At 38.9% G+C, this 12,904-nt stretch carries 13 protein-coding genes and 1 pseudogene; 4 read left to right on the top strand and 10 right to left on the bottom strand.

Features of this window, described 5'->3' with window-relative positions; genetic code table 11:
- Positions 1–3,129, top strand: a complete 3,129-nt coding sequence (locus tag AC27I2_RS04460) for an efflux RND transporter permease subunit (RefSeq protein ID WP_010557527.1) — start codon at positions 1–3, stop codon at positions 3,127–3,129.
- 84 nt (positions 3,130–3,213) lie between these two features.
- Here the strand turns inward: AC27I2_RS04460 and AC27I2_RS04455 are convergent, their stop codons facing one another.
- Positions 3,214–4,101 (bottom strand): cation diffusion facilitator family transporter, encoded by an 888-nt coding sequence (locus tag AC27I2_RS04455; protein ID WP_002962252.1) that lies wholly within the window; start codon positions 4,099–4,101, stop codon positions 3,214–3,216.
- Positions 4,088–4,818, bottom strand: a pseudogene (locus tag AC27I2_RS04450) (transglutaminase-like domain-containing protein). Before AC27I2_RS04450 ends, AC27I2_RS04455 begins: the two are co-directional and overlap by 14 nt.
- 78 nt (positions 4,819–4,896) lie before the next feature.
- Here AC27I2_RS04450 and cadR point away from each other — a divergent pair.
- The 3 genes from cadR (at position 4,897) to AC27I2_RS04435 (ending at position 6,051) form a co-directional block, all read left to right on the top strand.
- Entirely contained in the window at positions 4,897–5,286 is a 390-nt protein-coding gene (cadR, locus tag AC27I2_RS04445; RefSeq protein WP_002962247.1) for a Cd(II)/Pb(II)-responsive transcriptional regulator, read from the top strand.
- 51 nt (positions 5,287–5,337) lie between these two features.
- Complete coding sequence (locus AC27I2_RS04440) at positions 5,338–5,706, top strand: MerR family transcriptional regulator (protein WP_028834999.1); 369 nt, start codon at positions 5,338–5,340, stop codon at positions 5,704–5,706.
- 102 nt (positions 5,707–5,808) lie between these two features.
- Complete coding sequence (locus AC27I2_RS04435) at positions 5,809–6,051, top strand: MerC family mercury resistance protein (protein ID WP_327077832.1); 243 nt, start codon at positions 5,809–5,811, stop codon at positions 6,049–6,051.
- Between the two features lie 315 nt (positions 6,052–6,366).
- On the opposite strand, the gene AC27I2_RS04430 is transcribed toward AC27I2_RS04435, so the two are convergent.
- From AC27I2_RS04430 to AC27I2_RS04395, 8 genes are all read right to left on the bottom strand, one after another.
- Positions 6,367–7,098, bottom strand: a complete 732-nt coding sequence (locus AC27I2_RS04430; RefSeq protein ID WP_024032682.1) for a MauE/DoxX family redox-associated membrane protein — start codon at positions 7,096–7,098, stop codon at positions 6,367–6,369.
- A 33-nt stretch (positions 7,099–7,131) separates the two neighbouring features.
- Positions 7,132–7,641, bottom strand: a complete 510-nt coding sequence (locus AC27I2_RS04425; RefSeq protein WP_024032683.1) for a DUF305 domain-containing protein — start codon at positions 7,639–7,641, stop codon at positions 7,132–7,134.
- A gap of 140 nt (positions 7,642–7,781) precedes the next feature.
- Positions 7,782–8,300 (bottom strand): DUF411 domain-containing protein, encoded by a 519-nt coding sequence (locus AC27I2_RS04420; RefSeq protein ID WP_024032684.1) that lies wholly within the window; start codon positions 8,298–8,300, stop codon positions 7,782–7,784.
- Positions 8,301–8,310: 10 nt separating this feature from the next.
- Positions 8,311–8,799: a YybH family protein gene (locus AC27I2_RS04415; RefSeq protein ID WP_008109928.1), complete on the bottom strand. Its 489-nt coding sequence runs from the start codon at positions 8,797–8,799 to the stop codon at positions 8,311–8,313.
- A gap of 22 nt (positions 8,800–8,821) precedes the next feature.
- Positions 8,822–9,730 carry a copper resistance D family protein gene (locus AC27I2_RS04410; RefSeq protein ID WP_138569926.1) on the bottom strand — a complete coding sequence of 303 codons (909 nt, stop codon included), beginning with the start codon at positions 9,728–9,730 and terminating at the stop codon, positions 8,822–8,824.
- 11 nt (positions 9,731–9,741) lie between these two features.
- Positions 9,742–10,149, bottom strand: coding sequence for a copper resistance CopC family protein (locus tag AC27I2_RS04405; protein ID WP_004588802.1), 408 nt, complete (start codon positions 10,147–10,149; stop codon positions 9,742–9,744).
- Between the two features lie 22 nt (positions 10,150–10,171).
- Positions 10,172–11,035, bottom strand: a complete 864-nt coding sequence (locus tag AC27I2_RS04400; RefSeq protein ID WP_036972184.1) for a copper resistance protein B — start codon at positions 11,033–11,035, stop codon at positions 10,172–10,174.
- Positions 11,032–12,855, bottom strand: coding sequence for a copper resistance system multicopper oxidase (locus AC27I2_RS04395; RefSeq protein ID WP_036972186.1), 1,824 nt, complete (start codon positions 12,853–12,855; stop codon positions 11,032–11,034). The genes AC27I2_RS04400 and AC27I2_RS04395 overlap by 4 nt, the downstream gene beginning before the upstream one ends.
- Positions 12,856–12,904 lie beyond the last annotated feature (49 nt).

Genomic DNA, 12,904 nt, shown 5'->3' with positions numbered 1-12,904 from the left:
ATGATTGAATCAATTTTGCGTCTTGCAATAAATAGGCGCTATTTAGTATTAAGCTTGCTGATGGTAATCATCGGCGTTGGTATGTGGAGTTATCAAAAACTTCCCATTGATGCTGTTCCAGATATAACAAACGTACAGGTACAAATAAATACCTCTGCCCCCGGTTATTCACCTTTAGAAGCGGAGCAAAGGGTAACTTTTCCAGTAGAAAACGCATTAGCTGGACTACCAAAGCTGTCTCACACCCGCTCTCTTTCAAGATATGGTTTATCCCAGGTGACCGTTATCTTTGAAGAGGGAACCGATATTTATTTCGCACGCAACTTAATCAATGCAAGATTAGCTGCGATAAAAGGCGTTATTCCCTCTGGCTTAGAGCCAGAGATGGGTCCTATTTCCACAGGGCTTGGTGAAATATTTATGTATACCGTACAAGCTTCTCCTGACGCTAAAATGCCTAATGGAGAGCCTTATACCGCTATTGCCTTAAGAGAAATACAAGACTGGATCATTAAACCGCAATTGGCTCAAGTTAAAGGCGTCATTGAGGTCAACAGCATCGGCGGCTATAACAAGCAGTATCATATAACGCCGAAACCCGAAAAATTACTTTTTCATCAGGTAAGCTTTGAAGACGTTTCTGATGCATTACGTAAAAATAATGATAACCGTGGCGCGGGTTATATTGAGCAAAACGGACAACAAGTGTTAGTGCGCTCCATTGGGCAACTTGCGACAATGGATGAAATCCTCAATGTCATCATCAAAAAGAACGATGGTATTCCTGTAAAAATAAGTGATGTTGCCAATGTTGCTATAGGCAAAGAACTTAGAACAGGGGCTGCTACTCGTAATGGCATTGAGACAGTGCTTGGTACAACCATGATGCTGATTGGTGAGAATTCTCGCACCGTTGCTTTAGAAGTGGAACATAAGCTCAGCGAAATACAAAAATCTCTGCCAAAGGGCATTACCGCAGAGCCTGTTTACGACAGAACAACGTTAGTAGATAAAGCGATTGCAACCGTTACCAAAAACCTCGTTGAAGGTGCGCTTTTAGTTATTGTTGTGTTATTTATTCTACTTGGAAATTTACGTGCAGCTCTCATTACCGCTGCTGTTATCCCTATTTCCATGTTAATGACAATCACAGGTATGGTGCAAGCAGGAGTATCTGCCAATTTAATGAGTCTCGGCGCATTGGACTTTGGCTTGATAGTGGACGGGGCTGTAATCATCGTTGAAAACTCTGTCCGTAGGTTAGCACAGGCCCAACACAACGGTCATAGGCAAGACTTAAGAGAACGCCTAAATACCGTTTTTGAAGCCACTTCAGAAGTGATACGTCCAAGCTTGTTTGGTGTGGCAATTATCACTGTTGTTTACATCCCCATTTTCACGCTAACTGGCGTTGAAGGGAAAATGTTCCACCCTATGGCGGCAACTGTCGTTATGGCGTTAATTTCCGCAATGATCCTTTCAGTTACACTGGTTCCTGCTGCTGTAGCTGTGTTTATGAAAGGTAAAATCAGCGAAAAAGAAAGTGTAGTTATTCGTTCAACCAAGTCTATTTATGAACCATTGTTAAAAATGGCGATGAAATTTCGTTGGATTATTGTTTCATTCTCAACGCTGTTAATGGGGTATAGCCTTTGGTTAGCAACTACGCTTGGGACAGAATTTGTTCCTCAATTAAATGAAGGTGATATTGCACTACAGGCATTAAGAATTCCATCGACTGGCCTAGAGCAATCAGTAGAAATGCAAGAAGTACTTGAGCAACGTATTAAAGCGTTTCCTGAAGTTGATAAAGTATTCTCGCGCATTGGCACACCAGAAGTAGCAACCGACCCAATGCCACCGAGTATTGCTGATATCTTTGTTATTTTAAAACCACGTAAAGAATGGGCCGAACCTTCAAAACCAAAAAGTGAATTAGTTGAAGAAATGGAAAAAGTACTGAAAAACATTCCAGGCAACAACTATGAATTCACTCAGCCTATTCAAATGCGTTTCAATGAATTGATTTCTGGCGTTAGAGCTGATGTCGGCATCAAAATATTTGGTGATGATTTGGATCGGTTATTACTTACCGCAAAAGATATTCTAAATATTGTGAAAACCGTGGATGGTGCCGCTGATGCTCGAATGGAACAGGTCACAGGTGTTCCATCTTTATCAGTAATTCCTAAACGAGAAGCGCTTGGTAGGTATGGATTGAACGTTACCGAATTGCAAGACTGGGTTGCCACTGCGATTGGCGGTGAATCTGCGGGGATCATTTATGAAGGTGACAGACGGTTTGAGTTAGTTGTTCGCCTACCAGAGCAAATAAGAACGGATATCGATAGCTTGAAGCATCTGCCGCTTCCACTTGAGAATGGTAACTATGTGCCAATTGAAGAAGTTGCAGAGCTTAAATCAGAGTCTTTACCCGCGCAGATTAGCCGAGAGAACGGAAAAAGAAGAGTTGTGGTTACCGTCAATGTTCGTGGTAGAGATTTAGGCGGTTTTGTAAAAGAAGTTAAAGCTAAAATTAATCAGGAAGGAGAAATTCCAGCAGGATACTGGCTTGATTATGGTGGAACGTTTGAACAACTAGAATCAGCAAGTAAGCGATTAAGCCTAGTTGTACCGATAACATTGGTTGTTATCCTAGGTATTTTGATTATAGCATTTGGTTCATTAAAAGATGCATTAATCATTTTCAGTGGCGTGCCTTTAGCATTAACAGGGGGCGTATTTTCACTTTATTTAAGAGACATGCCCTTATCAATTTCGGCAGGTGTCGGCTTCATTGCATTGTCAGGTGTCGCAGTATTAAATGGCTTGGTTATGTTGGCTTTTATTCGAGATCTTTGGCATGAAAAAGGCGACCTATACGTAGCGATCATTGAAGGTGCCATCATTCGTTTAAGACCTATTTTAATGACGGCACTGGTCGCAAGTTTAGGTTTTATTCCAATGGCGTTAAACACTGGAATTGGTGCAGAAGTACAACGACCACTAGCAACAGTTGTTATCGGCGGTATTGTATCTTCTACCATTTTAACTTTGTTTGTATTGCCTATTTTATATCAATGGGCGCATGGCGCTGAGAGTAACAAACAGCAATCCGACGAAATCTAAAAGCAAAAAAGCAGCTTAATTACTAAGTTATGCCTAATTAAGCTGCTTTTTATATTGTATGCTCCAAAATTTTATTGATAAAACTTACTCTGCTTCATCCCTACAATTTTCATTTAAAAACTCAAACTCTATCGTCGTATGCGATAAATGATAGGAAGATAATTTAGCTGCAACCTCTTGTTTAAGCTTAATTAATTCTTTAACGTCAAAGTTGTCACTCAGCTCAAGGTGCGCTGTTAAAACGTGACTTTCACCATCCAGTGACCAAAAATGCATATGGTGTATACCATTTACTTCAGGAAATTCAATTAATGACTGCTTAATACGCTCTTGGGTCTCTTTATCGGGTGCAGCTTGAAGAAAAAGCACCAATGTTGATTTAAGATTTTTGAAAACGTTAAATAAGATAAACAGCGTAAACCCTATTGATAATAGAGGATCTAATATCGGCAGTTCAACGAACAACAATACAATAGAGACTATAAGAACGGCAACCCAACCGAGTACATCTTCAAGTAGGTGCCATGTCAGCACTTTTTCATTTAGTGTTTCACCCGCTTTTAATTTGAATACCGCATAACCATTTACGGCAACACCGAGTATGGCTAGCCCTAACATCCCCTCAACTACAGGCATTTCAGGATTGGACAGCTTAGGTATTGCTTCAAATAAAACCCAAATAGAGCCGATAATCAAAACAATACTATTTACCAATGCACCAAAAAGTGTAAGTCGGCGATAACCATAGCTGAATTTGTCTGATGCTTCTTTATCTGAAAAACGACTTAAAATCCACGCAAAACCTATTGAAAGACTATCACCAAGATCGTGAACGGCATCCGCCATTATCGCCGTACTGTTTGTGAGCCAACCACCTATAAATTCGATAATGGTAAATATCACATTAAGGAAAAATGCCCAACCAATCCGGTCGTCTTTACCATGCTGATGACTGTGACTATGGTTGTGCATTTTGTACCTCCAGTACTTTTTTATTTCTTATTTTTGATACATTCATATTAATCAAATGTCGGATCACTCGTTGATACAACCAACGTTTTACACCTGATAGATTAGTACCTTTCTCGAGATAGAACTTATCTGGTGAATCATAAAGCCCAAAGTCGTCATGAATACCTTCTTTTTGAATATAGGTATCCTCTCCACGCCAATCCGTACCGGGTGAAGATAAGCACTTTGTTGCAACACCATAACCACAAAACTCATCTTTTGCTTGGCTAAATTTCTGCTGTAGTGAGCTTAAGTATTGCTCATCCAATATAAAGCCCTCTAAGTTTATCCAACGCCCTTCAAAGTAAACTTCTACCCAACTATGAATGATGTATTTAGGTGCTAACCAAAATACAAGCTTAGGATAGCACCTTTTTATAGTTGCTGATCAATGGTAAAACCTTGGAAACGACACTGGATACCTAGTCCACGCAATAGTGCCATTAACAGATTACCCTTAGTATTACATTGTCCATAACCATCTGCTAGCACATCGCTTGCTGAAATATCATCACTCTTGTTATAGCCAAACATTATTTCATCTTTTACAAACTGATAAGCGGCACCAATTTTGTTGAAATTATCCAAATTTTTCCACCCTCGTTGATCGATCAGGGATTGGATATCTTTGTGTTCAAAATTAACGATATTCGTATTGTTTAAATATTTCTCAGTCATTTTTATATATCCCTTTCGTTGCATACCTATACTATAGATCCTATAGTAACTATAGAGTCAAATGTCTGGGGGAAATTGATGAAAATAGGCGAATTGTCAAAAAAATCGGGCTGTTCAATACAAACGATTAGATATTATGAAAGAGAAGGATTACTGTTAAATCCAAACCGTTCAGAAGGTAATTTCAGGCTGTATGATAGTAAAGCACTTAAACAATTGGAATTCGTAAAGCATTGTCGCAGCCTAGATATATCACTCAATGATATTAAACGTCTTATCGAATTAAAAAATAAGCCAGAAGAAAGCTGCTCTAGCGTTAATGCATTAATTGATCAGCAACTTGCACTAGTGAATAAACGTATGAAAGAATTAAGGGCGCTTAAAGCTGAATTACAACAGATGGCAAGTGCTTGTGGTTCAGACAATACAATTGAAGCGTGCGGCATTATCAAATCATTGGATAGCTAAACTAAATATAACTTTAGATTAGTAGTATTCACAAAGGCAATAATGTAAACCATTGGCAAATTAGCACAATCATTAAATTTAAATGTAGAAACCATTCGTTTTTATGAACGAGAAGGGCTGATTACACAACCTGAAAAACCAATATCTGGTTATAGACAATATGACGAAACAATAGCAGGACAACTTAGGTTTATCACAAAAGCCAAAGCGCTCGGCTTTACGTTAAGAGAAATAAAATCGCTAATGTCTATGGACAGCAACTGCACTCAAGTTGAGCTATTAAGCCGACAAAAGTTAGCAATCATTCGAGACAAAATTAATGACCTTCAACGTTTAGAGAAAGTAATTGTGGATATGACAAATACCTGTATGCAAAACGAAGATCCAACACATTGCCCCATAATTGATTCATTAAAATGATTGACTCCGTACTTATATACGGAGTTTAGAATGATGGTAATATCAACCAATAGACTTTCAAATGATAAATAAAATATTAGACAGAGTAGGCTCTAGTGGCGTTTGGCTAGCGGCACGGCCTGCTTCCCTGCATTAAGGTCACTTGCATCGGCATTAGGACTAGGCTTCTTCTCTCACTTCGAAGGAATAGCTGTAAATACGCTTTTACCTATTTTTGCATCTTTGGAACTATTGGTAAACTTATACAACTGGCACAAAAATAAAAACCATACCAGAGCTGTCTTCAGCATTCTAGGGCCTGTAGCAGTGCTATTAACGCTTTATCCTCTTTGGCTATATGATTGAAGCACATACCTATTTTACTTTGGTATTTGCTTAATGGTCGTTATGTCGGTTTTGGATATCGTAAAACCAGTAAGGGAGCAAACATGCAACGTATGGCTAATTGCCGTCGTTGAAACGATTAACGGTCAATGTCTGCTTTTCGCTCATAGCAGTCTGCCTGATGAAGTCTAAACTTATTCACTTAAACTGTGAGATCTGATATGAGCTAGTACAGCTGATATGCTATTTACGACAAAGTCGCTCGGTAATTAGAGCGACATAATCCCTTGGTAATCACACTAGTACATCATCATGTTTTTAAATTAAAGCTGTTGTTTACTTAACAAACATCCAAATACCGGCAGCGATCATAAACAGGTTTTCTGTTAGGGAGATAAACCCTAGTGGTACGTTACTGTCACCGCCTACACACGCACATTTTAACTCTCGTTTATCTATATAGACTGCTTTTATCACTGAAACAGCACCAACCCCACCTATGAACAATGAAATAGGGGCAATAATATAGGCTGGTAATCCGGCTATCATTCCAATGCCAACAAATGCTTCTAAAAATGGGTAAACATAGGCGTACCTGACTACTTTCATAGCGACTAAGTCATAGGTTATAAATGAATTAGTAAAGCTAAATAAGTCTTGAAGCTTTTGTATTGCTAACACTGCCATTGTTAGGGCTACAAACAGTTCAGCGGTTTGCATTGATAATAAGCTATTATTCGCTGCAAAACTAAATGCCACACTAAGCAAAAAACTAACCGAAAAAATCGCAATCACGGGCGTGTAAGTTGTACCTTCTTGCCCAGCTTTTGGCTTATCAAAGTAATCGAGTAAGTCGTCATAGCCACCTATACGTTTATTATCAATAAATGTTTGAGGTGTAGTTTCTACACTGTGTTGTTTTTTAAATTCATCTGTTTGCTCTCGAGAAGTTAATAGCTGATCATCAACTGTATATCCCTCTCGCTCTAGTAGGTCTTTTGATTTTAAACCAAACGGACAAATATGCTCATCTGTGGCCATTCTAAAAAGTTGGGCTGATTTACTCATGTTTAGCTCCCTTTTATGTATTGGTATAAAATTTTACTTAGCATTAAAATCCGGTACGGTCCTAGATTGTGCTTGCTCCTGAGTTTCTGCTAGGCCATTTTTCTCTATATCCTTTAGTAACCACTGCATTTCTTTAATCTCACGACGCTGTGCCTCAATAATATTTGTTGCAAGCTCTTGGACTCGCTTATCTTTGATTTTTGCCCTTTCACTGGTGAGTATTGCAATTGAATGATGTGGGATCATCGCCGACATCCATGAGCTATCATCAACAGTCGCTTGTGATCGAACTAAAAATAAACTTCCCGCAAATACGGTAACACTAGCAATGAGTACTGTTATATTTTTCTTTTTATCTTTATACATATTGAGCATGAAAAGTAGCATTATCACTGCCATCATGGCTCCCATATAAAGCGCCATATAAGTGCGAGTTTCACTAAAAAAAACATGACTTAGCTGATAAGTATTCAAATACATCAGTACAAACATGACTAATGTTGATGTGGCTATCATTAAGAAAAACTTTAAATACTGCGACATTAGATGGCTCCTTTCTATCATTTACTTTGTATATCATTTATACCAATGGGTAATTCTTACAGGTTATTAGGCGTAAACCCACTATATATTTAATCATTGAATCAATGTTTAATATTACATCAAGAGTTGTGCCATAAGTGTTAAAACTGCTCAGCGTATTTGCTAATATGCTTATAAGTATTTTGCTGTAAATCGTGCGTAAGCATTTCAATATTATATTTATAAAAGCGATCGCCCATTTCCATACCTGGCGTACCAGCAGGCATAGCGGGAACAGAGAGCCCTATCGTCTTTTCAGGATGTTGTTCAGCTAAAAACTGTTTTATATGTTTGGCGGGAACATGACCTTCAAATACAAATCCATCGGCTGAAACGGCTGTATGGCATGACCGCATATTTGATTTTATTTGATACTGAGATTTAATCGTCCCCATGTCATTGACGTTAATTGCTTTTGTTTGAATATTGTTTTCGCTCAAATGAGCAATCCACTTATTACAACATCCACAATTTTTACTTTTATAAACGGTAAGCTCAATTTTAGGTTTTTCTGAATTCTCATAAGTTATTAATGCTTTATGTTGTTTTTCGATACTTATCGCCGAAAATGACATAGTTAATGATAAAAATAACGCTGAGGTAATGTAGATTACTCGCATTGTTAACTCCTTAATTTGACCAATGAATATGAGTGATTTTCCAACCTGTATCGGTGTTTTTTAATGTGATTGATTCCATTCCCATAGACTTAATATCTTTTCCTTTGTACTTTCCTTGAGTTTTACTTCTTGAAATTGAGTAAGCTATGTCTCCATTTGTGTAAACTTGATGCTCTAGTAGTTCACTATTAACAGCACTTAAGAATTTCATATCCGCTATCATATGATGTTTCGCGTATTCATCTGCAGAACGCTCAACACTTCCGCCTTCAAAAATGATGACATCGTCGGCCAGTAATTTACGTGCAGCTTCGCGATTACCTTGTTTTAGAGATGCATGAAATAGGCTGACTGTTTTTGCAGCCTCGCTATCAACATTGACAAAGGCCTTGCCTTTTTTTGAATATTTTTCATCGTCATGTGCACTAACAGTAAAAGAACTAACAGTGCTAAAAATTAGTAGCAATAAAATTTTTAAATTAAAGGATTTAATTAACATACGTTTCCCTTTTTATTAATCGTTAAATAGGCGGACCAACAAGTGTGGTAAATACACTTGTTGTAATAAGTACAAACAGGGCAATTACTATTTCAACAGTAATCGAGCGTTTTAATATACTTATATGGTGTTGTTGAGTGATTTGCGGGACTAAAAAAAGCTTATGCCATGCACCTAGGAGCAGCATCGCGCTGACGAGTAACAGCTTTAATAAAATTAGTTGCCCATAATCTGATGTAAACAATGCAGAAAATGACTCTAGGTACTGCAGGAGCAGAGTTAAGCCCGAAATAAGTAGTACAAATACAATAACAATAGCGAGTTGACCAAAGTAATGCATTAACCGCTTTACTTCACTGGTAGGTAGTAAAGTGCAGCTTTTGTAAAGCGGCCACAATGACCCTAACCAGCTCGCAATGGCAATAAGGTGAAAGGTTAAAATACTTTTCACTAACCCATTTTCGTTTGCGCTGTGCCCAGTAAAAGTGAAGCTATAAGCGATAAACCCAAGCATGATTAGTATAACGGCATCGTTTTTATAACCTGCTACGTTATCATCTGATTCCACATTCCACATACATGCGCTAATTAGAGCAATAATAAGCGCTGGTATTCTAAACCTTGCTTGGTCACCTATGACTGATTGCCAAACAATTTCAAGCATAAAGGGGTCAAACATTCCCATAAAGCCTGATTCAGCCATTGCTCCAGCTTCTATAGGTACTTGTAAAAGTGCAGCAATACTACCTGTAACTACACACGTAATTTGCCAACGTTTTAAGAACTGATGAAAGCTAATTAAGTGATGCCCTGCAACATTGCTGTTGCCACACATAAAGCGCATTAATAAAGTGCCCGCAAGCCCTACAATTGCTATATAGCTTGCTAGTTTTAATAATAGTAAGAGCACTGACCATTCACTTAATTGCATGATGTTGCTACTTAATGATTATGTTTGCTGTGGGTATTAGATTGTTCTTGCATCATCTTATGCGATTCATTTTTATGTACCATAAATCTAAACGTGCCAGTCATTTTATGTCCATCACCACCCAGTGCTGTCCATTTAACCGTGTAAGTGCCTTGGGCTAGGCTCGGTAATGACCAATTAAAGTCTGTGCTTGGGGTGGCGCTGGGTTTGAAATCAAAGTTTATTGTTTTATTTTTTTCATCTTTGATGATGACTTTTGCTAGCCTTACTTCACCACTAAAAATTAACGAAAGTTCCTCTGGTCCTTGCATTAACATGGCTTCTTGTGCAGGTATTGATTGCTTGAGTGATATATGCGCTGATGCGGAAAATGTAAGCACTAAACCTAAAATGGCTACTGCAGAGTTAAAAAACTTCATAATTACCTCTTATTTAAAATGATTAAAACCAAAATTTAATACCCGCAACAAATGCGGTGTTGTTGCTACTTTGTCCACTTGATGTGGCATAGTCGGCGGTATTGCCAAATTTATTGCCCCATTCAACGCCAATATAGGGCGCAAACTGGCGTGTAAATTCATAACGAACCCTAAAGCCAATCGCGCTGCTTGATAGGCCACTTCCAAGCTCGTTTTGTTTATCGTTTTTGCCATAAAGTGTAATTTCGGCTCGCGGTTGTATAATTAGCTTTTGCGTGAGTAGTAGTTCGTACTCTGCCTCTAACGTAAATGCGGTATTGCCTCGCTCACCTACGTATGCTGTCATATCAAGTTCAAACCAATAAGGGGCTAAACCTTGTAAGCCAAAAGCCAACCATTGCCGATTTTCACCTTCTTTATTGTAATCAAGACGAACACCTGCTTGAGTATCCCAATATGCTGATACGGCGTGACCCCATAAAATATCGGTTTGGTTTTCTTCAATACTTCCTTCGCTGAAATCACCCTCGGTTTTAATTACCAATCGATCAAAGGTAGTGCCGTACCATGCTTGTAAGTCAAATACACCTGCGTTTGCTTGCTCGTTATATTCAAGACGATCGCCTAGTAATGCGTAAAATGGATGCTCATCAGCGAGTGTTAATCGCTCATTGCCCTCAAGCGCATATGGGCCTTCTGTTAAAGTTGTTCCCGCAGAGTAAGCATGGGGGTCTCTTGCATCTTTAGGTGCACTTCCTCCTTGTGGTTGCATCTTAGCGCTATTCATTTGTGCCATTTCACTTTGCGCTAATAAAGGGAAACTAATTAATGAAGCCCCAGTTAACATTAATAAACTAAATGATTTAGATAGTTTTAATTGTTTCATGATACGACTACCTCTCTAAACATGCCGGCATCCATATGGAATAATAAATGGCAATGCCAAGCCCAGCGCCCTACATCGTGAGGGGTGGTTAAAAAGCTGATTCTTTGTGCGGGTTGAACAGGTATTGTATGACGTCGCACTTGCACATCACCTTGCTCGTTTTCTAAATCACTCCACATACCATGCAGATGCATAGGGTGCGTCATCATGGTATCGTTTTGTAAAATAACTCTTAAACGTTGGTTATGCTTCATATGCACTGGCGTGCTTTTACCAAATTCTAAGCCATCAAATGACCAGCTATAACGTTCCATATTTCCGGTTAAATGCAACTCAATTTCAGCTTCTGGCTCTTGCTGGTTAGTGACCCCTTCAAGTGAGTGTAAATCTGCAAGTGTTAAAACACGGCGACCATTTTTACGTAAACCAATACCAGGATCATCAAGATTTGTTCTAGGCATATCAACGCGCATATCAACTGAAGCTCCATACTCCGTTTTGGCATGACGCACTTTAGGGCTGGCAACTGCCAATGGGTTTTCAGACATACCATGTTTGCTATGATCCATCGCCATTGCACCGTGCTCCATAGCGCTATGATCCATTTCTTTAGAGTTCATACCTGACATGCCAGCCATACCTGCCATTGCAGAATGCTCACCGCCGTGGGTCATATTGCCCATCATATCGGTCATCGTTAACCATTCAACAGGGTCAAGTGCAGGTACTGGCGCATCAATATTAGGCGAGCTTGATAAAGTTCCTTTTGCGTAACCAGAGCGATCCATACTTTGAGCAAAAATCGTATAGGCATCATTTTTAGGCTCAACAATTACGTCGTAGGTCTCACCAGGGCCGAATCTAAATTCATCAACTGTCACTGGTTCAACGTTTTGCCCATCAGCTTGTACAACTGTTAGTTTTAGTTCTGGAATACGAACGTCAAAAAAAGTATTGCTTGAGCCATTAATAAACCTAAGTCTTACTTTTTCTCCAACTTTAAACATTCCTCGCCAATTTGACATTGGCGTACTACCGTTCATTAAAAAGGTCATTGCTGATGCAGATAAGTCAGCTAAATCTGTAGGATTCATTCTCATTTGATTCCACATTTTGCGGCGTTGCAAAGCATTCGAAACACCGCTATTTGAAACGTCATCAAAAAATTCTGGAACAGTGGGCTGATTGAAGTTAAATACATCACTCTGTATTTTTAATTTGCGGAACAGCGCCATTGGGTCATCATCAGTCCAATCAGATAATTGAATAACATGCTCGTTATCTGCACTAATAATATCTTTTTCCCGCGGTTCAATAATTAATGCACCGTACATGCCAGTCATTTCTTGAAAGCCACTATGTGAGTGATACCAATATGTACCGCTTTGTTGTAATTTAAATTTATAAACAAAGGTTTCGCCAGGCATAATGCCTTTAAAACTGATACCAGGTACGCCATCCATTTGATACGGTAAAATAATGCCATGCCAATGAATTGAACTCGGTACTGATAACTTATTTGTTACTCTAATAGTAACGTCATCGCCTTCTTTGAGGCGCAAGGTAGGGGCGGGTATAGAGCCATTGATAGTTGTCGCCATACGTACTACGCCAGTAAAGTTAACCGGCGATTCATCTATAACCAGATCAATTACTTTGCCGCTAAGTTCGGGCACAGTGCCTGTTATTGTTCCTGTTACTAAAGATGATGCAGCATGTAATACACTCGGAAAAGCAGCAAGTACACCTCCTGCAATTAAGCCTTGAACAAATCGTCTTCGTGGTGTGCTAACCTGTTGTGATGACTTTTTAAACCCCATTTCCTTACTCCTTCATACCAGAATATGTATTGAGTATAGAAAATAGACC

The organism is Pseudoalteromonas sp. NH0006-46 (genome assembly GCF_057547735.1).
This window is presented reverse-complemented; position numbering and strand designations above follow the sequence as displayed.